The organism is Aurantimonas sp., assembly GCF_964217435.1.
Lineage (GTDB): Bacteria > Pseudomonadota > Alphaproteobacteria > Rhizobiales > Rhizobiaceae > Aurantimonas > Aurantimonas coralicida.
On sequence record NZ_CAXPJM010000035.1, the window covers coordinates 38,048 to 58,313 of the forward strand.

General features: G+C 64.7%; 23 protein-coding genes. 12 read left to right on the top strand and 11 right to left on the bottom strand.

Annotated features, from left to right (window positions below):
• Nucleotides 1–4: 4 nt before the first annotated feature.
• Nucleotides 5–910, top strand: coding sequence for an AEC family transporter (locus ACEQX1_RS13865; RefSeq protein ID WP_370194142.1), 906 nt, complete (start codon nt 5–7; stop codon nt 908–910).
• Here the strand turns inward: ACEQX1_RS13865 and ACEQX1_RS13870 are convergent.
• The 3 genes from ACEQX1_RS13870 to ACEQX1_RS13880 form a co-directional block, all read right to left on the bottom strand.
• Nucleotides 903–2,117 carry a DUF3095 domain-containing protein gene (locus ACEQX1_RS13870; RefSeq protein ID WP_370194141.1) on the bottom strand — a complete coding sequence of 405 codons (1,215 nt, stop codon included), beginning with the start codon at nt 2,115–2,117 and terminating at the stop codon, nt 903–905. The genes ACEQX1_RS13865 and ACEQX1_RS13870 overlap by 8 nt on opposite strands.
• 168 nt (nt 2,118–2,285) lie before the next feature.
• Entirely contained in the window at nt 2,286–2,846 is a 561-nt protein-coding gene (locus ACEQX1_RS13875; RefSeq protein ID WP_009210766.1) for an HNH endonuclease, read from the bottom strand.
• A gap of 178 nt (nt 2,847–3,024) precedes the next feature.
• A complete protein-coding gene (locus ACEQX1_RS13880; RefSeq protein WP_370194140.1) occupies nt 3,025–3,696 on the bottom strand; it encodes a DNA-3-methyladenine glycosylase in 672 nt (223 codons plus the stop codon).
• 74 nt (nt 3,697–3,770) lie between these two features.
• Here ACEQX1_RS13880 and gluQRS point away from each other — a divergent pair, with 74 nt between their 5' ends.
• From gluQRS to ACEQX1_RS13895, 3 genes are all read left to right on the top strand, one after another.
• Nucleotides 3,771–4,709 carry a tRNA glutamyl-Q(34) synthetase GluQRS gene (gene gluQRS, locus ACEQX1_RS13885; protein ID WP_370196935.1) on the top strand — a complete coding sequence of 313 codons (939 nt, stop codon included), beginning with the start codon at nt 3,771–3,773 and terminating at the stop codon, nt 4,707–4,709.
• A gap of 165 nt (nt 4,710–4,874) precedes the next feature.
• Nucleotides 4,875–5,765, top strand: a complete 891-nt coding sequence (locus ACEQX1_RS13890; protein WP_024349838.1) for a DMT family transporter — start codon at nt 4,875–4,877, stop codon at nt 5,763–5,765.
• Nucleotides 5,766–5,928: 163 nt separating this feature from the next.
• Nucleotides 5,929–6,117, top strand: coding sequence for a twin transmembrane helix small protein (locus ACEQX1_RS13895; RefSeq protein WP_370194137.1), 189 nt, complete (start codon nt 5,929–5,931; stop codon nt 6,115–6,117).
• 565 nt (nt 6,118–6,682) lie between these two features.
• Here the strand turns inward: ACEQX1_RS13895 and ACEQX1_RS13900 are convergent.
• Both ACEQX1_RS13900 and ACEQX1_RS13905 read right to left on the bottom strand, forming a co-directional pair.
• Nucleotides 6,683–7,498, bottom strand: coding sequence for an SIR2 family protein (locus tag ACEQX1_RS13900; RefSeq protein WP_370194136.1), 816 nt, complete (start codon nt 7,496–7,498; stop codon nt 6,683–6,685).
• On the bottom strand, nt 7,495–8,040 hold the full coding sequence (locus tag ACEQX1_RS13905) for a non-canonical purine NTP pyrophosphatase (RefSeq protein ID WP_370194135.1): 546 nt from the start codon (nt 8,038–8,040) through the stop codon (nt 7,495–7,497). Before ACEQX1_RS13905 ends, ACEQX1_RS13900 begins: the two co-directional genes overlap by 4 nt.
• Before the next feature lie 64 nt (nt 8,041–8,104).
• Here ACEQX1_RS13905 and add point away from each other — a divergent pair, with 64 nt between their 5' ends.
• The 6 genes from add (at nt 8,105) to ACEQX1_RS13935 (ending at nt 13,749) form a co-directional block, all read left to right on the top strand.
• Nucleotides 8,105–9,013 (top strand): adenosine deaminase, encoded by a 909-nt coding sequence (add, locus tag ACEQX1_RS13910; RefSeq protein WP_370194134.1) that lies wholly within the window; start codon nt 8,105–8,107, stop codon nt 9,011–9,013.
• A gap of 210 nt (nt 9,014–9,223) precedes the next feature.
• Entirely contained in the window at nt 9,224–9,796 is a 573-nt protein-coding gene (locus tag ACEQX1_RS13915) for a cob(I)yrinic acid a,c-diamide adenosyltransferase (RefSeq protein WP_228240035.1), read from the top strand.
• A gap of 291 nt (nt 9,797–10,087) precedes the next feature.
• The gene (locus ACEQX1_RS13920; protein ID WP_370194133.1) at nt 10,088–10,825 is read left to right on the top strand and encodes a rhomboid family intramembrane serine protease; all 738 of its coding nucleotides are present in this window, start codon (nt 10,088–10,090) and stop codon (nt 10,823–10,825) included.
• 200 nt (nt 10,826–11,025) lie between these two features.
• Complete coding sequence (locus tag ACEQX1_RS13925; protein ID WP_370196936.1) at nt 11,026–11,775, top strand: electron transfer flavoprotein subunit beta/FixA family protein; 750 nt, start codon at nt 11,026–11,028, stop codon at nt 11,773–11,775.
• 83 nt (nt 11,776–11,858) lie between these two features.
• Nucleotides 11,859–12,788: an electron transfer flavoprotein subunit alpha/FixB family protein gene (locus tag ACEQX1_RS13930; RefSeq protein WP_370194131.1), complete on the top strand. Its 930-nt coding sequence runs from the start codon at nt 11,859–11,861 to the stop codon at nt 12,786–12,788.
• A 79-nt stretch (nt 12,789–12,867) separates the two neighbouring features.
• Nucleotides 12,868–13,749 (top strand): 3-hydroxybutyryl-CoA dehydrogenase, encoded by an 882-nt coding sequence (locus ACEQX1_RS13935; RefSeq protein ID WP_370194130.1) that lies wholly within the window; start codon nt 12,868–12,870, stop codon nt 13,747–13,749.
• 124 nt (nt 13,750–13,873) lie between these two features.
• Here ACEQX1_RS13935 and ACEQX1_RS13940 read toward each other — a convergent pair whose 3' ends face one another.
• The 5 genes from ACEQX1_RS13940 to ACEQX1_RS13960 all read right to left on the bottom strand — a co-directional run bounded on the left by ACEQX1_RS13940 (nt 13,874) and on the right by ACEQX1_RS13960 (nt 17,318).
• Nucleotides 13,874–14,161, bottom strand: a complete 288-nt coding sequence (locus ACEQX1_RS13940) for a hypothetical protein (protein WP_370194129.1) — start codon at nt 14,159–14,161, stop codon at nt 13,874–13,876.
• Nucleotides 14,162–14,285: 124 nt separating this feature from the next.
• Nucleotides 14,286–15,053, bottom strand: coding sequence for a DUF1828 domain-containing protein (locus ACEQX1_RS13945; RefSeq protein WP_370194127.1), 768 nt, complete (start codon nt 15,051–15,053; stop codon nt 14,286–14,288).
• Nucleotides 15,050–15,544: a hypothetical protein gene (locus ACEQX1_RS13950; protein WP_370194126.1), complete on the bottom strand. Its 495-nt coding sequence runs from the start codon at nt 15,542–15,544 to the stop codon at nt 15,050–15,052. Before ACEQX1_RS13950 ends, ACEQX1_RS13945 begins: the two co-directional genes overlap by 4 nt.
• Before the next feature lie 487 nt (nt 15,545–16,031).
• Nucleotides 16,032–16,316: an AbrB/MazE/SpoVT family DNA-binding domain-containing protein gene (locus ACEQX1_RS13955; protein WP_370194125.1), complete on the bottom strand. Its 285-nt coding sequence runs from the start codon at nt 16,314–16,316 to the stop codon at nt 16,032–16,034.
• A 93-nt stretch (nt 16,317–16,409) separates the two neighbouring features.
• Entirely contained in the window at nt 16,410–17,318 is a 909-nt protein-coding gene (locus ACEQX1_RS13960) for a LysR family transcriptional regulator (protein WP_370194124.1), read from the bottom strand.
• 99 nt (nt 17,319–17,417) lie between these two features.
• Here ACEQX1_RS13960 and ACEQX1_RS13965 point away from each other — a divergent pair, with 99 nt between their 5' ends.
• A complete protein-coding gene (locus ACEQX1_RS13965; RefSeq protein WP_370194123.1) occupies nt 17,418–18,605 on the top strand; it encodes an MFS transporter in 1,188 nt (395 codons plus the stop codon).
• Between the two features lie 36 nt (nt 18,606–18,641).
• On the opposite strand, the gene ACEQX1_RS13970 is transcribed toward ACEQX1_RS13965, so the two are convergent.
• The gene (locus ACEQX1_RS13970; protein ID WP_370194122.1) at nt 18,642–19,313 is read right to left on the bottom strand and encodes a TlpA family protein disulfide reductase; all 672 of its coding nucleotides are present in this window, start codon (nt 19,311–19,313) and stop codon (nt 18,642–18,644) included.
• Between the two features lie 26 nt (nt 19,314–19,339).
• Between ACEQX1_RS13970 and argH the strand changes: the two genes are divergently transcribed.
• A partial coding sequence (gene argH / locus ACEQX1_RS13975; protein ID WP_370196937.1) for an argininosuccinate lyase occupies nt 19,340–20,266 on the top strand: 927 nt, incomplete at its 3' end.

Sequence of the window (20,266 nt, forward strand, 5' to 3'; positions counted from 1 at the left end):
AAGCATGTCGACGCTATTCCTCACCCTGTGGCCGCTCTTTGCCCTGATCCTGGCGGGGCTGGGCTTCCGCCGCTCCGGCTTTCCGGGCGAGGGCTTCTGGCCCGCCGCCGAGAAGCTGAACTACTTCGTGCTGTTTCCGGCGCTGCTGTTCTCCAGCCTCGCCAATGCACCGCTGGCCGATCCGTCGATCCTCAAGCTGGCCGGTGCGATCTTCATGGTGCTGGTCGCCGCATCGCTGGTCATGCTCGCCCTGCGCCGGGTCTTCGCCTGGCCCGCCGCCCGCTACGGGCCGATCGTCCAGGGCATTACCCGGTTCAATACCTATCTCGGCCTTGCCATGGTCGCGAGCCTCTATGGTCCCGACGGCCTGGCCCGTGCTGCGGTCATCCTCGCGGTCATGGTGCCGACCGTGAACGTCCTCTCGGTGATCGCACTGACATCGGAGCGCCATACCAGCGCGCGCGAACTGGTCATGCCGGTCCTCCGCAATCCGCTGATCCTCGCCTGCCTCGCCGGCGCGGTCGTGGCGGCGCTCGGGCTGGGCATGCCCTTCGGTATCGATCGGCTGCTCGGCCTTCTGGCCGCGGCCAGCCTGCCGCTCGGCCTGCTTTGCGTGGGGGCTGCCCTTAAGTTGAAGGCCGCGCGGGCCGAGACGACGATCCTAACCGTCAACAGTCTGGCACGACTGATCGCCATGCCGCTGCTGGCCTTCGCCGTCGCCCTGCTGATGGCGCTGCCGCCCCTCGACGGCGCGCTTCTGGTGATCTTCTTTGCTCTGCCGACCGCGCCGACGTCCTACGTGCTGACGACCCAGCTGAAGGGCGACGCGACACTGATGGCGGGACTGGTCACGTTGCAGACGCTGCTTGCCGCCGCCAGCCTGCCGCTGGTCCTGGCGCTGCTCATCTGACCGGGCCGGCCGTTCTGCCGGCCATGTCGGCCGTGGCCATTGCCGCCGCCGCCGCATAGCCGCCTGCCGCGCCGTCGACGAAATGGACGTGGTCGCTGCGGCTTGCGGTGGGGACGAAGCAGGTCATCAGCGCTGCGGACTGACGATGCGTTCCTGTCCGCGCGAGCCCCGCAGCGCGGGCATCGCGCAGGCGCGCCTCGATCCGATCGGCCACTGCGGCGGTGCAGTCGAGGGTCATGCGCAAGCCGTCGTCGAATTTGCGGAAGTCGCTGTTGCGCGCCAGTTCCGAACGGTAGCGCGCCGGATCGAAGGCCCCGACCCGCGTGCCGGTCACGAAGCTGAGATGCGACAGCAGCGTGCGGATGCCGACGGAGAGGCGGGAGGCCCAGAGCGGCAGCCCGGTCATCGCCTTGCGCACCTCCGCCTCGATGGGCAGTCCCGCCGGCGGCCAGTGCAGTTCCGGCCCTTCCGGCGGCACGGGATTGCCGTCATGCCCCTCTTCGACGCCGAGCTCCAGGATGTCGCGGGCCAGAGCCGCGAAGGCGTCGGGGGACGCCTCCGGTCTCGGCAACAGAACCACCGACAGGATGAGGTCCCGGCGCGCTGGGATTTCGGAAAAGCGGCAGGACAGGCCGGCAAGGTCCGGACGGGCCGTCGCCCCGTCTTCCGGTTCGATCCGGAATGCCCCGGCCTTCATCCGCCGTTCGGCCCAGGCGAGCCCACCGCCGGCGAACATCGCATAGGACACGTCGGGCGAGGGGGCGAAGCGGGCGATCTGGACGTCACGGCCGTTGTCGCGGATCGTCGCGACCGGCACCATCGCCACCCGCAAGGACAGGCCGAAGGCGCTTTGCGCCCAGCCCGCAACAGATGCGAGCGCCGCCCTGCCGATCTCGGCCTGTGCGGCAGGCAGGGCGAAGCCGGCACCGTCGCCGCCGAAGACGAAGGGAAATTCGCGGCCGTGAAGGCCGTTCGCCACCGCCGCGATCACCGCCGCGGCAACCGTGTTTACGCGCTTGTAGCCACCCGAGCTGACGGCGTCGGTCGAGCGGACGATATCGGCAACGCCGACGACCCAGTCTGCGGGGAGCGGGCGATAGGCACTGGCATCGCCGAGGCCGAGAATGCTGCTGGAAACGGGAAGGGCTTCGTAGAAGGCAAGGTCGGTGGACGCTGTGCCGCCGTCATCTGGTCCCGTCGCGTCCATTCCGATTCCTTGCCGGTCCCGCATGGGGCTTCTGCCCGTCTGGCAATTATCTAGGCCGCGGTGACCAGAGCCGTCCACGACCGCGCGCGCAAAACCGCGTGACGGGATGGCCGCAAACGATCGGGGCGGCGGACCGGCTTCGGCAGCGCGTAGACCCTTGCGATCGGCCTATTCGGGATCGAGCTCGGAATCCCAGTAGAGATAGTCGAGCCAGCTCTCGTGCAGGAAGTTCGGGGGGAACAGCCGGCCATTGTTGTGCAGGTCGTGGACGCTCGGCTGGAAGGGTGTCTGGTGGGGGAACATCCGGGCGGCTTTCGGCATCAGGCCGCCCTTCTTCAGATTGCAGGGCGAACAGGCCGCCACGACGTTTTCCCAGGTGGTCAGGCCGCCGCGCGAACGCGGAATGACGTGGTCAAAGGTGAGTTCGTGGGGCGAGCCGCAATACTGGCACTGGAAGCGGTCGCGCAGGAACACGTTGAAGCGGGTGAAGGCCGGATAGCGTGCCGGCTTGATGTAGGTCTTGAGGCAGACGACCGAGGGCAGGCGCATCGAATAGGTCGGGCTGTGCACCGCGCGATCGTATTCGGCGAGGATGGTCACCCGGTCGAGAAACACCGCCTTCACCGCGTCCTGCCAGGACCAGAGGGACAGAGGATAATAGCTGAGCGGCCGGAAGTCGGCGTTCAGAACGAGGGTCGGGGATAAGTCCTGAGTAACCGCGATCGTCACAGGTAGTCTTCCTACCTCCCATCGAGAAAAACCAAGCTGGTGCGAGTATCGTGCGCCATCGTGTCGGGTTTGTGAAGCCTCGTCACGCAGGGGACGGCAGGGCCGTCCGGCCGGCATTGCAGCCCCTTGCCGGCGGACGCGACGGAAGATCTGTGGATAAATGCCGCAGCGCGTTACGTCAGCTGGCGGGCGCCGCCTCGCGGCGGGTGATCGCCGCGTAATAGGCCCAGAACAGCCGCGCTGCGACCGAGCGCCACGGCGCCCAAGGCAGTGCGAGCGCTGCCGCATGGCGGGCGCTCGGGCGTGTCTCGTGTCCGAAGGCGTCGGCGAGGGCGACCTGCAGCGCCAGGTCGCCCGATGGGAAGATGTCGGGGTGGCCGGCGCCGAAGAGGAGGTAGCATTCGGCCGTCCAGGGGCCGATGCCGCTCACCGCCACCAGCTCGGCGATCGCGGCGGCGGCCGGCGCCGAGTCCAGCCGGGCGAAGTCGAGGGCGCCGCCATGGACTGCTTCGGCGACGGCCCGCATCGTCCGCTGCTTGGGGCGTGACAGGCCGGCGCGGTGGTAGGCCGCGTCGTCGGCCGTCAGGAAGGCCTGCGGATCGGCGATGTCGAATTCGCGCTCCAGCCGGGCGAAGATCGCCTCGGCGCTGGCGCGGGATACCTGCTGGGCGACGATGATGCGGGCAAGGCCCGGCAGGCCGCCGGGATTGCGGCGCAGCGGCAGGGGGCCGGCGACCGCGGCAATGGCGCCGAGCCGCGGATCGGCGCGCAGCAGCGCGGCCAGCCCCGCCGCGACATCGGCGTCGCTGCGAATGATCCCTGCCTTGCCTGGCACATCCTGCGGCCGCATGGTCTCGCCCGTCTGTCATGGTGCTTGCCAAAAGCGACCGTAGAAGTCGCGCCAAACGAGAGGAAGCCGATTCGATGCAGACAGCGCCCGCCGTTTTCCGTTTTGCCCCGAGCCCGAATGGCGAGCTGCATCTCGGCCATGCCTATTCGGTGCTGGTCAATCACCGGATGGCGCGGCAGGCGGGCGGTGAGTTCCTGCTGCGCATCGAGGATATCGACCAGGCCCGCTGCACGCGCGAATACGAACGCCAGATCGAAGACGACCTGACCTTTCTCGGCGTCGACTGGGACGTGGCCCCGCGCCGCCAGTCGGAGCATTTTGCCGACTATGCCGCCGCGCTGGAAGCGCTGGCCGATGCCGAGCTGATCTATCCGGGCTTCATGTCGCGGGGCGAGATCCGGGCCTTTGCCCAGCGCTACGAAGACGACGAAGCGACGCCCTGGCCGCGCGATCCGGACGGGGCGCCGCTCTATCCGGCGCTCGACCGCGACCTGTCGAGCGGCCAGCGCGAGCGGAAAATGCGCGACGGCGAGCGCTTTGCCTGGCGGCTGGACACGGCCAGGGCGGTCGCCATGCTCGGCACGCTGACCTTCGCGGAAACCGGCCTTGCGCTCGAGGCGGGCGGCGGCGAAATCGTCGCAAAGCCGCTGGAATGGGGCGACGTGGTGCTCGGCCGCATGGAGACGCCGACGAGCTATCATCTGTCGGTGGTGGTCGACGACGCGGTGCAGGGCGTGACCCATGTGGTGCGCGGCCGCGACCTGTTCCCGGCGACCAGTATCCACCGCCTCTTGCAGGCGCTGCTCGGCCTGCCGGTGCCGCGCTACCACCATCACGAACTGATCCTGGGGCCCGACGGCCGCAAGCTGTCGAAAAGCGCCGGCGACACGGCGATCCGCGCCTTGCGCGAGGCCGGGCTCGGCGCCGAGGACATTCGCCGCATGGTGGGCTTGCAGGCCGCGCCGCCGGCCCATGACGTCGGCCGGGACCCTTCGGCCAGACGTTCCGGCTAGCCGCCGCGCAATGGCCGGCCCGCGGACATCCCGGCGCGTCGGCAGCGCCCGCGCGCCAACGCAGGCACGCGATTTCGTCATCCCGCCTGACGGTTCCGCCTTTCGGCGCGGCCGTGGCCCTGCTAACCAGTGGCCGATCCCCATGACAAGAAGGCCGACCCGCCCGTGCAAAGGCTGCTTCCATTCTTTCCGGTCGTCTTCGTCCTGCTCTGGTCGACCGGCTTCATCGGCGCGCGCTATGCGATGCCCTATGCCGAGCCCTTCACCTTTCTGAGCCTGCGCTATGCGCTGGCGCTGGCGATCCTGGGTACGCTGGTGGTCGCCATGCGGGCGCCCTGGCCGGGCCGCTGGCCGGCCATGCACGCGATGATCGCCGGCAGCCTGATCCACGGCGTCTATCTCGGCGGCGTGTTCTTCGCCGTCCGCCATGGCCTCAACGCCGGCATCGCGGCGCTGATCGTCGGGCTGCAGCCGATCCTGACGACGATCCTGGCCGCTAGCTTCCTCGGCGAACGGGTCCGGCCGCGCCACATCATGGGCCTCGGCCTCGGCCTTCTTGGCGTTGCGCTGGTGATCCTGCCGAAGCTCGACGGCGACGGCGCCTATGGCGTCCTGACACTGGGCCCGGTGTTCCTGTCGGCGATCGCCATCTCGGTCGGCTCGGTCTGGCAGAAGCGCTTCGTCGGCGGGGTGGACCTTCGCACCGGCACCGCCCTGCAATATCTCGGCGCCTTCGTGCCGACGCTGATCCTCGCCATGACCGTCGAGACCATGGACGTCACATGGTCGGGCGAACTGGTCTTCGCGCTGGCCTGGCTGACCATCGTCCTGTCGATCGGCGCGGTGTTCCTGCTGCTCTTCCTGATCCGCGAGGGCGCGGTCTCCTCGGTCGCCTCGCTGATGTACCTGGTGCCGGGCGTCACCGCGGTGACGGCCTGGCTGCTGTTCGGCGAGACGCTGACGGCGATCCAGCTCGCCGGGCTGGTGCTGGCCGGGGTCGGCGTCGCCGCCGCCACCCGCGGCGGGCGGGCGCGGGCGATTTCCAAGAGCGTCTGAGACGCCTGAGGCGCGCCCGGCCCGAGGCGCCCGCGCAAACCGGCCCGGCCCAACCGGCCCGGAGGCTGCGACCGATCGCCGGGGCCGCCGCCCTTCGCCTCGGCGGGCGGCATGCCTATATGAGACCCGCACACCCGCAAACCGAACCGCCACAAGGGCCGGCATGTCCGACTTTCTCACCTATATCGCCCTGGCCGTCATGATCGCGACGGCCGGCGTCCTGATCGCCGGCCTGTTCAACATGATGAAGGGCGGCGACGGCAATCGCTCGCAGAAGCTGATGCGCGCCCGCGTCATGCTGCAGGGCGTCGCCGTGATCCTCATCGTCGGCGTGCTGCTGCTCGCCCGCTAGCCGCTCCCGCCCCATCGCCAGGCAGCAATCCCCGGACGGGCGCGCTCGCCCCGGCCGCTGCTGCCACGCGCCCATGCGGCCGCGGCCTCGCGCCCGGACGGGCCGAAGGGATGGAGCAGGCAACGGGACGCCGGAGGCGAACCCCTCGACGGTTTAATGTCATGCGGTTCGCCTCCGGCATCCCGCGCGGCGTCTTGAGCAACCCTTCGGCACGGGGGCCCGCAAGGGCCATCCGTGGCTGCCGGCTCTTCACGCCCGAAGGCGCTCAAGCGGACCGTTCCGCAGCCCCCTCGTAATGGGGGACGGTCCGGCGGTGCGAAGGGCCGTCCGGGCCGGGGCTCCTCCGGAAGAAGCCCCGTCGCGGACGCCGCCCGCCAGCCCCCGAACGATCCCGGTGATCATTCGCGCCCGTTCCGTGGGCCAGCGGTGAGGGGAGTATGGGGGAGGGGCGAGGGGTGGGGATAAGTTTTGGGTGGGTGTGAGGAAGCGCACAGTCCACAAAAGTGAAGCGACAATGCTCCATGCAACTGATCGAAACTGTCATAGCTTCGATCGTAACCGACATTCAGCCCAACTTATCCAACGAAGTAAGTAGCGCATCGAACATCGCAGGAAGTGCCTCGTCCGGTGCCAGTGTGTCTGATACGATCGGGTGAATGCCCCTACTTGCCAAAACTCGCTCTTGGACCGGATCCGGCCGTAGGAGAAAAATGAAGCAAGGGGGGCGCTGAGTTAAAAAACCCGCGTCCTCCCAAGTTTTATGGAGCCGATAAAGGAGAAGTCTCATATTAAGGTCGCTCAAGCTGTACCCAACAAAAAGTATACTTCGACCAAGTACGTCCGCCCGAAATTTGATATCTAGAGGGCCTTCAAATTGTAGGCGATCGAAGTAGTCAGACTCAGTGATCACGAGTGATTCGTCGTCATCGAAGTCGCCGTGGAACTTAATTATCTGAGTTTTGTCAGGAGAAGCGTTGGCGACGTCCAAAACGGACTTGATTCGGATGAAGGGTTTTTTCCTAAGCTGGTGAATACGCTCGATGTTGCGATCATAGTTGGTTGTATAAATCAGAGGAAAATCGAGATCGACGATTTGATTGTGGGCCCGAGAGGAGCGAAGTTTATCGTCGGCTACATTCCAATTTCGGTCCATCCAACTGCGCAGTTCGCCGATACTGTTACGCTCAAGTTTGTAGAATTCTGCAATTTGCAGGTAATCGGCGCCTTTAGGGACAAGTACCTCTGGATCGTAGCCTAATTCTTCAGCCATGTATTTGATCAGACCGGACCAGCTTGGGAGATCCAGCGGTATTGATAATCCCGCGCCGGCGAACAGTACGACCTTGCGGTCTGAGATTAGTTTCGCAAGTTCATCGATCATGATTTATGCATCTTCAGATGCTGGGCCAGTGAGTCCAATGCTTTTTTCCGCATAGATATCTCGTCTTTTTTTAAGCCTAGTTCTGAGAAAGTTTGCTTATAGCCGTCTGGAATAAATATGCAGTCCCATTGAAAGCTATCATCCCCGCGAGGCTCAGTGGAAATCGTTCCCTTAACGGCGCCTTCGAACTGCAATACCCGCTTCCCATCACAGTAGCCGATCCGAGTTATCGCGGTTACTACGCTGCCGCCAAAGTATCTTGAAACTCGCTCTTTCTGTAGTGTATCCCAAAAAACCTGGGTTAGTCCGCCGGGGAAGCCGTTGAGGTCCTCAAGGAAAAGCCCTGTCTGTTCAACGAATACGGGTTGGCCCAATTTGTGAAAGGCTCGGAGCGTTTTGTCCCGTACTATCGCCTCCATATCGGAAGACTGCAACTCCTCAATAGGAAAGTGGACTGGGAGCATGTCCACACCGACGGACTTGAGAATATTGCCGGCTTCGGCAATTTTGAACTTGTTCCCAGATAGAAATCGGATGAGCATTCATCAATCCAATCACGCAATAATTTCGAAATAAATGAGAATTACGGGGGGTGAGACGCTATAGATGATCGACTTGCATGTCCATTTGCGTGGTACGCTGACGCCGCAACGCGCGCGATCGCTCGCTGCGAAGAACGATATTGATCTTGATCCGGCGCTGCTAGTCGAAAAGGGATACGGCTGGCGAGATTTTTCGTCTTTTCTTAGTGCATACGACAAGATTGCGTCGTTGATTGTAACTGCGCAGGATCTCGAAGATGTGGCCTACGATTTCCTTTCGAAATCGGCGAACCTCGGCGCTACCTACGTTGAATTCATGCTTTCTCCGCCGGATTTGATGCGTGTGGGGCTGCCATTCAACGACCAACTTTCCGCTTTGTCAGCGGCGCGTGAGCGTGCGTTGGAAGCGTTCGGTATCGATTGCCGCATGATTGCGACCGCAGTCCGTCATTTAGGACCGGCAGCGGCCGTTCAAGCTGCACGTATTGCTGCGGGACGTGACCGGGACCTTTTGGTGGGTTTCGGGCTGACCGGCGACGAACGAATGTTTGCCGCTAAAGATTTTAGAGAAGCGTTCCGTATCTGTCGTTCTGAAGGGTTGTATACGACTGCCCATGCAGGCGAGCATCTTGGTGCGGAGACGATAATTGAGGCCGTCGAGGAGCTTGAACTCGACCGCGTAGGACATGGAGTGCGGGCGATTGAATCGGACGCAGTCGTCCGTCAGCTCGCTCATGCGAAAATTCCTCTTGAGATATGCTTGTCGAGCAATCTTGCCCTCGGTGTATGCGACACGATTGACGCCCATCCCGCGAAGCAGTTGGCGTCAGCAGGCTGTATTGTCGTACTCGGTACTGACGATCCCGCATTCTTTGCAACGGACATTGCAACTGAGTATCAACTGGCTGAGAGATCAGGCTTGTCGGTAGATGTCATAACGAAGCATGCGAACTTGGTTTCGTTTCGCTCGTAACGCCGTGGCGTATCGATCCGGCTTCATGTGTGCGTCGAATGCGAGGACCAATATGGTCATGGGAGAGCTGTGTTCTCCGGAAGGCAGATGCACGCACTCGAATAAAACGTGGCTCAATCCGTTGCGCTCACTAGTTAGTTGCGTTCCTTACTCTATTCGCCCTGTCCCCCGCCCCTCCATCCCCTATGATGTCGCCAAACCGGAGACATCATGGTCAAGCTGAACAAGATCTATACGCGCACCGGCGATGCCGGGGAGACGGGGCTCGGCAGTGGCGAGCGGCGGTTGAAGAGTGATTTGCGGGTCGAGACCTACGGCACGATCGACGAGCTCAACGCCGTTCTTGGGCTGGTGCGGCTGCATGCCGAGGGCGAGCTCGACGCCATGCTGGCGCGCATCCAGAACGAGCTGTTCGATCTCGGCGCGGAGCTGGCGACGCCGGAGACCGGCGAGCCCTTGCCCTACGAGCCGCTGAAGATCGTCGCCTCGCAGGTCGACGCGCTGGAGCGCGAGATCGACGCCATGAATGCGCGGCTGGAGCCGCTGAAGAGCTTCGTCCTGCCGGCCGGCTCGCCCGCCGCCACCCATCTGCACCATGCCCGCACCGTGGCGCGGCGGGCCGAGCGGCTGATGGTCGCCCTGGCGAAGAAGGATGGCGAGACGGTCGCCGACGTCGCGCTGCGCTACGTCAACCGCCTGTCCGACCATCTGTTCGTCGCCGGCCGCATTGCCAATGACGACGGCAGGGCGGATGTTCTGTGGGTGCCCGGCGCCAGCCGCTGAGGCGTCGGGATCACCGGCGCGGGGCGCGCGACCGGGACGGTTCGCGGCGCGGCGGGCGCCGGCCGTGACAGGGGGGGCGCAGACCGTCGCGGGGGCAGAGGTTTTCGGCTCACGCTTAGGCCGGGAGCCCGGACCAGGAGCCCCGCGGTCGAAAGCCATTGGCCAAAAGCGCCCGGCGGAAAGCCGGGCCAGAAGCGCCCGGCGGAAAGCCGGGCCAGAAGCCCCGGGCAGAAGTCCACGGCCAGGAGCCCCCGGCCAAAAGCCCCCGGCCAAAAGCCTGAAAGGTCTGCCGTGTTCGTCCCCTTCTACGACGCCAACCGCCTGCGTCATATAAGCTTCCAGTATGTGACGGTGGGGCTGATCGCGGCCAATGCGCTGGTCTATCTCTTCGCCAAGGCGAGCGGCGAGACCGGGGCGTTCCTGTCGGCCTTCGAGATCTCCTACGGCTTTATCCCGGCGGTGGTGAACGGCTATGCCGAGCTGCCGCCGGCCTATGTGGCGGTGCCGGGCTGGCTGAACTTCCTGACCTATTCCTTCCTGCATCTCGACATCTGGCATATCGGCGGCAACATGCTGTTCCTCTGGGTGTTCGGCGACAATGTCGAGGACGCCTTCGGCCATGTGAAATTCCTTGTCTTCTACCTGGCCTGCGCGGCGGCGGGGGCGGGGCTGCATGCGCTGATGTTCCCGGGTTCGGAGGCGACGCTGATCGGCGCGTCCGGGGCGGTGTCGGGCGTCGCGGCGGCCTATCTGATGCTGCATCCAAGGGTGTGGGTCTGGGTGCTGGCCTTCGGGCGCATCCCGTTGAACCTGCCGGCCTGGCTGCTCTTGATCGTGTGGATCGGCCTGCAGTTCGTGCTGTTCGCGTCGGGCGCCGAGGACGTCTCCTATGCCGCCCATGCCGGCGGCATCCTGGCCGGAGCGGCGCTGACGCTGGTGCTGCGCCGGCGCGGCGTGGTGCTGTTCGACCGGCAGATCCAGACGCCGCGGGCGGTGGAGCTGGAGACGAGCGACACCGGGCGATCGTGACCCGGCACTTGCAAGATCGGCGCGGGAACCGCACAAGGCCGCTACGAGACCGCGAAATTTTGACCATTACGTAAAAGTCAGATATCGCTCGCGGCCAATCGGCTCCGGTCGCCTGCGCGGATATTGCGAGGGCGACGCCGGGCCGGGCAGGACATGAGGCTTTCGGGCGCTCGGCGCCCAAAAAGGGAGAGACACGACCGATGAAGGTTCTCGTCGCAGTCAAGCGCGTCGTCGACTACAACGTGAAGATCCGGGTCAAGCCGGACGGCACGGGCGTCGACCTCGCCAACGTCAAGATGAGCATGAACCCCTTCGACGAGATTGCCGTCGAGGAGGCGATCCGCCTGAAGGAGGCCGGCACGGTGACGGAGATCGTCGCGGTGTCCGTCGGCCCGCAGCAGGCGCAGGAGACGATCCGCACCGCGCTCGCCATGGGCGCCGACCGCGGCATCCTGGTCAAGACCGACCAGCCGACCGAGCCGCTGGCCGTCGCCAAGATCCTCAAGGGCGTGGTCGAGGCCGAGAACCCGGACCTCGTCATCCTCGGCAAGCAGGCCATCGACGACGACTGCAACCAGACCGGCCAGATGCTGGCGGCGCTGCTCGGCTGGAGCCAGGGCACCTTCGCCAACAAGATCGAGCTGACCGACGGCAAGGCGACCGTGACCCGCGAGGTCGATGGCGGCCTGCAGACCGTGGCGCTGAAGATGCCGGCGATCGTGACGACGGACCTGCGCCTCAACGAGCCGCGCTACGCCTCGCTGCCGAATATCATGAAGGCCAAGAAGAAGCCGCTCGAGGAGAAGTCGCCGGACGATTTCGGCGTCGACATCACGCCGCGGCTGGAGATCCTGAAGACCGCCGAGCCGGGCAAGCGCGAGGCCGGCATCAAGGTCGAGAGCGTCGACGTGCTGGTCGACAAGCTGAAGAACGAAGCCGGCGTGCTCTGAGCACGCGCCTTGAAGGATTGGATGCCGGCCGGCCGCGCGCGTAACGCGCAGGCGACCGCCGGATGCCAGGGAGACCCGCGATCATGACCACGCTTCTCATCGCCGAACACGACAACCAGACCCTGTCCGAGCAGACCGCCAAGGCGCTGACCGCCGCCGCCCAGATGGGCGGTGACGTGCATGTGCTCGTCGCCGGCTCGGGCTCGACCGCCGTCGCCGAGGCCGCCGGCCAGCTGGGCGGCGTCGCCAAGGTGCTGCATGCCGACGCCGAGGCCTATGCCCACGGCCTCGCCGAGCCTCTGGCCGACCTCGTCGTCAGGCTCGCCGCGGGCTACGACGCCATCGTCGCGCCGGCCACCACCGCCGGCAAGAACGTCGCGCCGCGCATCGCCGCGCTGCTCGACGTGATGCAGATCTCCGACGTCGTCGTCGTCGAGGGCGCCGACACCTTCCAGCGGCCGATCTATGCCGGCAACGCCATCCAGACGGTGAAGTCGACCGACGCCAAGAAGGTGATCACCGTGCGCACCTCCGGCTTCCAGGCCGCCGGCACCGGCGGTTCGGCCAGTGTCGAGGCGGTGGACGCGGCCGGCGATCCGGGCCTGTCGACCTTCGTCGAGGAAAAGCTCGCCCACAGCGAGCGGCCGGAGCTGACCAGCGCCAAGATCATCCTGTCGGGTGGCCGCGCGCTGGGCTCCAAGGAGAAGTTCGACGAGGTGCTCTTGCCCGTCGCCGACAAGCTGGGCGCGGCGATCGGCGCCTCGCGCGCCGCGGTCGACGCCGGCTACGCCCCGAACGACTGGCAGGTCGGCCAGACCGGCAAGGTCGTGGCGCCCGATCTCTACATCGCCGTCGGCATCTCCGGCGCCATCCAGCATCTGGCCGGCATGAAGGATTCCAAGATCATCGTCGCCATCAACAAGGACGAGGAAGCGCCGATCTTCCAGGTCGCCGATTACGGCCTCGTCGGCGATCTGTTCCAGATCCTGCCCGAGCTGAAGGACAAGCTCTGAGCGTCCGGCGCGCGGCTTTGACGAAGCCGCGCGCCGCCGCGAGGTTCGCGACGCAACATCGAAGGTGAGCGAAGGCGCGATGGCGGACAGTATCAAGCACGTTGGCATCGTCGGCGCGGGGCAGATGGGCTCCGGCATCGCCCATGTCTCGGCCCTCGCCGGCTACGGCGTGACGCTCTACGACATCGCCGAAGACCGCACGAGCGCCGGCCGCGACAAGATCGCCGCCACCCTCGACCGCCAGCTCGCCTCCCAGAAGATCACACAGGCCGACCGCGACGCGGCGATGGCGCGGATCGTCACCACCACCGACACGGCGGCGCTCGGCACCGCCGATCTCGTCATCGAGGCGGCGACCGAGGACGAGACGGTCAAGCGCAAGATCTACCGCGAGATCTGCCCGCATCTGGCGCCCGGCGCAATCCTGGCCACCAACACCTCGTCGATCTCCATCACCCGGCTCGCCTCGGCCACCGACCGCCCCGAGCGGTTCATGGGCATCCACTTCATGAACCCGGTGCCGGTGATGAAGCTGGTCGAGCTGGTGCGCGGCATCGCCACCGAGGACGCGACCTTCGAATCGGCGCGCCACTACGTCACCGCCCTCGACAAGACGATCAGCGTCTCGGAGGATTTCCCGGCCTTCATCGTCAACCGCATCCTCCTGCCGATGATCAACGAGGCGATCTACGTCCTCTACGAGGGCGTCGGCTCGGTGGAATCCATCGATACCGCCATGAAGCTGGGCGCCAACCATCCGATGGGCCCGCTGCAGCTGGCCGACTTCATCGGCCTCGATACCTGCCTGTCGATCATGCAGGTGCTGCATGACGGGCTGGCGGATTCCAAATACCGGCCCTGTCCGCTGCTGGTGAAATATGTCGAGGCCGGCTGGCTCGGCCGCAAGGCCGGCCGCGGCTTCTACGACTATCGCCGCGAGACGCCGGTCCCGACGCGGTAGGGATTGGAGCCTCTACAAGTCTCGATCTCTGCGCGGAGAGGAGGCGATGGTGCGTAAAGGATCAGCTGCATGATACGATGTGTACCGTATCAGAAGGCAGCATGGATCGACTGCCCGGCTCCGGTCAGTCGTCAGGTCTGCGGCTCTGGTTCGGTTTGTACTCGCCGAGCCCTGAAAGCAGGTAGCCTGTCAGTGCTCCGATCAGCGTACCCACGGTTGAAGGCTCAAGAACTTTCTCTAAGGCTAGAATGAGGACCGCTGGGATTAGCATCAAGACAGCGCAGAATTGAATTGCACGAGCACCCAAGCCGCGCTTTGATTTATAACGCTCGACGATCACGCCGATAGGGCCCAGAAGGAAAACAGCCGCCGCTGCAATTTCAATGAAGGCTCTTAAGTCTTCTGATGTCATTGTTATCGCACCTATTCTGACGGTGTCTATAGTCATGCCTGCCAGGATAAGGCATTGGGTGTCTGGATTAAGTTTTATCGCGTAGAATGCAGAAGCCTACAGCGTAAGGTATCTGTCTCTTGAATTACTGCAAGTAACGCTGAACTTTTTGTATGACCTCATCTCTCCCGCCCGACCAGACTGCGGGGATAAGGTCAGAATTGATAGCGATTTCTCGGCTCTGCTGCGTAATAGTTGTTTTGTCTACGCTTTCGTAGATTAAGAATGGGACGATTTCCGCAGCGCGGTGCTTCTGAGCTTCCATTGAGAAAAGGACTGCACGTAAAACGCTCACATCGTTCGTAGCTGGAAAGATGGCTGCAACTTTCCCGCTTGTTGTGCGCACCACGATGTCGACCGTGTAGTGGGGTAACGATGGTATCAGCGCCTCGGAAATCGAAACGCACTGCTCTGTAAATGTGTCCTCAAGGGCACTTATCAGGTCCTCCCGAAAAGTGCTTTTTACAATATCTCGGTTGAGGAAGAGCAGATCCTGCACCCTCGTTAGAAATGTTAGAAAGGGTAGGGCGAGTTGGGCAATCTGCGCTTTCCCAACCCACTCAGTGCAGAATAGCCCATCATCGTCTGAGTGCTTTATTCCGTGCTCATGAAGTAGATTCGACAATAACTCCATACGAGCCTCAGAAGAAAAGTCTAATCCTTGACCTTCCAGGTCAAAAAGTAGGCTCCCGCTGTCTTCCAGACGCGCGCGTTCACCTTCCACCCTCGCGTAGAAGCTCAGGGTGTCACCAGAGAACCAGGTGACAGGCGTAGAAATCACGTAGCCCATCGGAACTGGGCGGACAATCAAGCCGTCGCAGAAAGCGGCGCAGATTTCCTTCTGCAAGTTCACAGGAAGCCACCATCTTCTGCGAATCGGAAGCGTGCTGCCGCTATGGTCAACGCGCTTTTTTGGGTCACGTTAAACGGCACTGTGCACTCACGCTTCGTGAAGACAGGCCATGCAGACATGAGATTCTTATCCCTTAGAACGCCTGGGAACGTATTGTGAACATTGCCCCGTATCAAGTGGCAGTGCCAGTTCCAATGATCCGCATGTAGCTCATGGAAGCATATAACTTTCAGTGTCTTTCCATCTCTCATGGCCAGTGTGGCGCGGTAGTACTCTCTCTCCTCGCTAAGCGCCACAAGAACCACAAACCGCTGCGTCAGCGCGTTGAACGTCACCACACGCCAATTCCACCCACGCCCCAAAGACAACTTGCTGCGCGTCAGCGGAAATTTCGCCTTCGGTATAGGTCCGGTTTCCCACTCACCTATGGTTACATTCTGTTTGTCCGCACGAATAATATCGGAAATTGTAAGTGTCTTGGATATCGGCATCAGAGCGGACTCAAGTCTGTGATGGATCGCTGATGGATGGGGGGCTAACAGCCGTAAAGGGGATTGAAATTCCGACCATCCACATACCCGCACCGTTCGCCGCTACCTATGTTATATAAACTCATAATAAGACATATAACCATACGGATAAATCCTTAAGAAGCGCCGGATGTCATCAGACTATACGCACCGAATAATTGATCGTTGGCGTTCGTGGAGCGCGTTCAGCCTGTCGTGTAGTCCTCTGGGGTAGTCTGACGCTGCTTTTTTTTCGAGATATACAACGCCTATTAGGCAATTACATGCCGCGTCAAACAGATCAACGCACGCAATGATTGCGCAGTCCTCGGCTTAACCTCGCCGCGTCGATCAGACAGATGGTTTCGGGGCTGGCCCATCGGCCTGGGCGTTGATCGCGGCGCGGGCGCAGCGTCGGGATCATCGGCGACGACCGCCCGCAGCAGGAGGTTGGTATCGGCGGTTATGTTCACCGCTTGCCAGCCCAGCCGTCTTCAATCGCGTCGTTGATCGCCTCGATCGCCAGGGGTGGACCGGCATGATACGCGTTGAGCGTCCCGAACGTGTCTTCGAGGCTGCCGTACGGCCGACCGGCATCCGGCTGGGCTCCGGGCGCTGCAGCGCTGAGGCTGACCCTGCCTTGCGGATCGAGCTTCACGGCAAGACTTTCGCCGGGATTCACGCCGAGATGGTCGAGCACCTCCCGGTCGAGGGTGACCGCGCCTCTCTTCGTGACGGTCAGGAACGTGGTCATCGCGCTTTCTCCCGATAGTCCGGAAACGTAAGCCGCCAGCAAGTCAGGGGCAACAGGCTCGTGAGGGTGCTCGCGTGGTCGGGTCGATCCGCTTCAGCTGACCTGTCCGTGCTCGGCGAGGAAGTCGAGCAGGGCGCGGGCGCGGGCGGGGAGGCTGGCGGACTGGCCGATGAAGACGGCGTGAAACGCTTCCTCGTCGCCCGGATTGGCATCTTCCAGGAGCGGCACAAGCCGGCCTTCGGCGATGTCGGCGCGGATGGTGAAGGCCGCCAGTCGTGCGGGTCCGACGCCGGCGAGCGCCAGGCGCCGCAGGCCTTCGCCGTCATTGATCTGGACCCGGCCGAGCGTCGGCAGGGTGACGTCCTCGCCGGCGCCGCTTCTGAGCGGCCAGCCCTTCATCGCCCGCGCATAGCCGAAGCCCAGCCGTTCGTGCGCTTCCAGATCCGCGATCGTGCGCGGCAGGCCGTGGCGGGCCACCCAGCCGGGCGCGGCGACGATCATCATGCGCGTCTGGCCCAGCTTGCGCGCCATCAGGTTGGAACTCGGCATGGGGCCGGCGCGGATGGCGATGTCGGTGCGCTCGGCGACGAGGTCGACGACCTGATCGGTCTGCACGATGTCGAGGCCGATCTCGGGATAGCGGGCGAGGAAATCCGGCAGGATCGGCGCCAGGACATGGCTGATATAGGAGGCGCTGGAATTGAGCCGCACGCGGCCGGCGGGCCGTTCGCCGGCGCCCGCCGCCCGTTCGGCGTCGGAGAGATCGGCGAGGATCGCCACGGCCCGCTCGTAGAAGCCCTGGCCCTCCGGCGTCAGCTGGAAACGCCGGGTGGTGCGATGGACGAGCCGCGTCCCGAGCCGCGCTTCGAGCCGCGCGACGAGTTTCGAGACCGCCGAGGCCGACATGCCGGAGACCCGCGCCGCCGCCGAGAAGCCGCCGCGCTCGACCACCGTGGCGAACACCTCCATCTCGGCAAAGCGATTGGCATCGGGGCGCGGCATTTGTGACGTGAAGTCCTGAATGTTGTTCCTGGCGGCAGTCTACTTCATCAAAGCACAAGCTGTCATCTGACGGCCCTGTTCATCATCAGGGATTTCGTCATGCCTCTTGCTCTCTACGCGTTGACCGCCGGTGCCTTCGGCATCGGGGTCACCGAATTCGTCATCATGGGCCTGCTGCTCGATGTCGGCGCCGATCTCGGCGTCCCGACCAGCGCCGCCGGCTTCCTGATCTCCGGCTATGCCATCGGCGTCGTCGTCGGCGCGCCGCTCCTGACCATCCTGACCAGCCGCTGGCCGCGCAAGACCGTGCTCCTGGCGCTGATGGCGATCTTCATCGCCGGCAATGTCGCCTGTGCGGTGGCGCCCAGCTATGGCCTGCTCATGGCCGCACGGGTGCTGACCGCCTTCGCCCACGGCACCTTCTTCGGCGTCGGCTCGGTCGTCGCCACGAAGCTGGTGCCCGCCGACAAGCGCGCCTCGGCCATCGCGCTGATGTTCACCGGCCTGACCGTCGCCAACATCCTCGGCGTGCCGCTGGGCACCTGGCTCGGGCAGGCGGCCGGCTGGCGGGCGACCTTCTGGGCCGTCGCGATCGTCGGCATTCTCGCCGCCGCCGTCATCGCCTGGGCGGTGCCCCGGGACGGCAAGCCGGAGACCGCCGACGACTGGCGCGCCGACCTCAAGGCGCTCGGCCGTCGCCCCGTGCTGCTCGGTCTCCTGACGACGGTTCTCGGCTATGCCGGCGTCTTCGCGGTCTTCACCTATATTGCGCCGCTCCTGACCGGCATCACCGGTTTCGGCGAGGCCGCGATCTCGCCGATCCTGCTGCTCTTCGGCGCCGGGCTGGTGGCCGGCAATCTGCTCGGCGGGCGTCTCGCCGACAAGGCACTGGTGCCCGCGATGATCGGCAGCCTCGTCGTCCTGTTCGTGGTGCTCGTTGTGATGGGGCCGGCGCTGCAGGGCACGGTGACCGCGCTCGTCGCCGTGACGCTCCTGGGGGCGGCGGCCTTTGCCACCGTGCCGCCGCTGCAGATGTGGGTGCTGTCCAAGGCGGACGGCGCCGGCGAAAGCCTCGCCTCGTCCTTCAACATTGCCGCCTTCAATCTCGGCAATGCCGTGGGTGCCTTCGCCGGTGGCCTGGTCATCGATTCCGGCCCGGGCCTCGGCTACGTCACCTGGACCGCGGCGCTGTTCCCGCTGGCGGCCCTGGCGGTGGCGCTCACCGCCGTCCGGCTGGACCGTGCGGCCCCGGAGCGGCAGCCCGCGCAGATGGGCTATGCCGGCTGAGGCGCTGGCCGACTGTCGGAAGGGACGTCGTGCCGGTCAGGCCGACGTCCCGCTCGCCTTCACCGCCTCGATCAGGCGGATGGCGTCGGGGCTGGCCCATTCGGCCGGGCCGTTGATGGCGGCGCGGGCGCAGCCGTCGGGGCCGACGACGAGGGAGATCGGCAGGCCGAAGGCGACGCCGGCGCGCTTCAGATCGTTGAACACGCCCATGGTCTCGTCACGATAGAAGGGCAGGGCGGTCAGCTCGGTCTCGGCGTAGAAAGTCTTCGGCTTCTCGATGTCGCCCATGTCGACATTGATCGGCACCACAGCGAAGTCGTCGCCGCCTTCCTGGCGCTCCAGCTCGTCCAGCGCCGGCATCTCCTGCCGGCACGGCACGCACCAGGTGGCCCACAGATTGACCAGCAGCGTCCTGCCGGAGAAGTCGGCCAGCGTCACGGCGGCGCCGTCGCCGTCCGAAAAGGCGATGGCCGAGACGTCGAAGGGCGTTTCCAGCGCCTGCACAGCGGCGACCTCGCCGCGCGCCTCGGCGTCCACCGCCGCGGTGATCGCCGCATCGGCCGGACAGGCGCTGGCGGTTTCGTTGCCAGACCCGCTCTCGCTCACGTATAGGACGACACCACCCGCCGCGATGCCGCAGACCAGCGCGACCGCGGCGATGAGACCGAGCCGCCGCCCGTTCGAAGTCGATCGTTTTGCTTCGGACATGTCGTCAAGAGCCCTTTCGAGTGTCCATGAGCCAGAATCCCGACAACGTCCCCGGTGCCGCCAACGCGATGTGGGGCGGACGCTTCGCCTCGGGTCCCGACGCGATCATGGAAGAAATCAACGCGTCGATCGATTTCGATCGCCGGCTTTATGAAGAGGATATCGCCGGTTCGAAAGCCCATGCCGCCATGCTGGCGCAACAGGGCATCATCACGGCGGATGACGCAGAGAGTATCATTGCGGGTCTGGAGGAGATCCGCGGCGAGATACAGGCCGGCCGGTTCAATTTCTCGCGAGAGCGCGAGGACATTCACATGAACATCGAGGCGCGGCTGGCCGAACTGATCGGCCCCGCCGCCGGCCGCCTGCACACGGCGCGCTCGCGCAACGACCAGGTGGCGCTGGATTTCCGCCTGCACGTCAAGACCGCGTTCCTCTCCCTCGACCGGGCGCTGACCGGCTTCATCGACGCGCTGCTCGCCAAGGCCGAGCAACACGCCGACACGGTGATGCCGGGCTTCACCCATCTGCAGGTCGCCCAGCCGGTGACCTTCGGCCATCACTGCCTCGCCTATGTGGAGATGGCGGCCCGCGACCTGTCGCGCTGCCGCGACGCGGTGAACCGGCTGGACGAATGCCCGCTGGGCGCCGCCGCTCTGGCCGGCACCGGCTTTGACATCGACCGCCACATAACGGCCAAGGCACTCGGTTTTCGCGAGCCGACCCGCAACTCGCTGGATTCGGTGTCGGACCGGGACTTCGCGCTGGAATTCCTGTCGGTGGCGGCGATCTGCGGCACGCATCTGTCGCGGCTGGCCGAGGAGATCGTCATCTGGTCGACGCCGCAATTCGGCTTCGTGCGCCTGTCCGACGCCTTTTCGACCGGCTCGTCGATCATGCCGCAGAAGAAGAACCCGGACGCCGCCGAACTGGTGCGCGCCAAGCCGGGCCGC

Coding starts and splice junctions, on each gene's coding strand:
- ACEQX1_RS13865 (WP_370194142.1), top strand. CDS start 5: ATGTCGACGCTATTCCTCACCCTGTGGCCGCTCTTTGCCCTGATCCTG.
- ACEQX1_RS13870 (WP_370194141.1), bottom strand. CDS start 2,117: ATGGACGCGACGGGACCAGATGACGGCGGCACAGCGTCCACCGACCTT.
- ACEQX1_RS13880 (WP_370194140.1), bottom strand. CDS start 3,696: ATGCGGCCGCAGGATGTGCCAGGCAAGGCAGGGATCATTCGCAGCGAC.
- gluQRS (WP_370196935.1), top strand. CDS start 3,771: ATGCAGACAGCGCCCGCCGTTTTCCGTTTTGCCCCGAGCCCGAATGGC.
- ACEQX1_RS13895 (WP_370194137.1), top strand. CDS start 5,929: ATGTCCGACTTTCTCACCTATATCGCCCTGGCCGTCATGATCGCGACG.
- ACEQX1_RS13900 (WP_370194136.1), bottom strand. CDS start 7,498: ATGATCGATGAACTTGCGAAACTAATCTCAGACCGCAAGGTCGTACTG.
- ACEQX1_RS13905 (WP_370194135.1), bottom strand. CDS start 8,040: ATGCTCATCCGATTTCTATCTGGGAACAAGTTCAAAATTGCCGAAGCC.
- add (WP_370194134.1), top strand. CDS start 8,105: ATGATCGACTTGCATGTCCATTTGCGTGGTACGCTGACGCCGCAACGC.
- ACEQX1_RS13915 (WP_228240035.1), top strand. CDS start 9,224: ATGGTCAAGCTGAACAAGATCTATACGCGCACCGGCGATGCCGGGGAG.
- ACEQX1_RS13925 (WP_370196936.1), top strand. CDS start 11,026: ATGAAGGTTCTCGTCGCAGTCAAGCGCGTCGTCGACTACAACGTGAAG.
- ACEQX1_RS13930 (WP_370194131.1), top strand. CDS start 11,859: ATGACCACGCTTCTCATCGCCGAACACGACAACCAGACCCTGTCCGAG.
- ACEQX1_RS13935 (WP_370194130.1), top strand. CDS start 12,868: ATGGCGGACAGTATCAAGCACGTTGGCATCGTCGGCGCGGGGCAGATG.
- ACEQX1_RS13940 (WP_370194129.1), bottom strand. CDS start 14,161: ATGACATCAGAAGACTTAAGAGCCTTCATTGAAATTGCAGCGGCGGCT.
- ACEQX1_RS13950 (WP_370194126.1), bottom strand. CDS start 15,544: ATGCCGATATCCAAGACACTTACAATTTCCGATATTATTCGTGCGGAC.
- ACEQX1_RS13955 (WP_370194125.1), bottom strand. CDS start 16,316: ATGACCACGTTCCTGACCGTCACGAAGAGAGGCGCGGTCACCCTCGAC.
- ACEQX1_RS13960 (WP_370194124.1), bottom strand. CDS start 17,318: ATGCCGCGCCCCGATGCCAATCGCTTTGCCGAGATGGAGGTGTTCGCC.
- ACEQX1_RS13965 (WP_370194123.1), top strand. CDS start 17,418: ATGCCTCTTGCTCTCTACGCGTTGACCGCCGGTGCCTTCGGCATCGGG.
- ACEQX1_RS13970 (WP_370194122.1), bottom strand. CDS start 19,313: ATGTCCGAAGCAAAACGATCGACTTCGAACGGGCGGCGGCTCGGTCTC.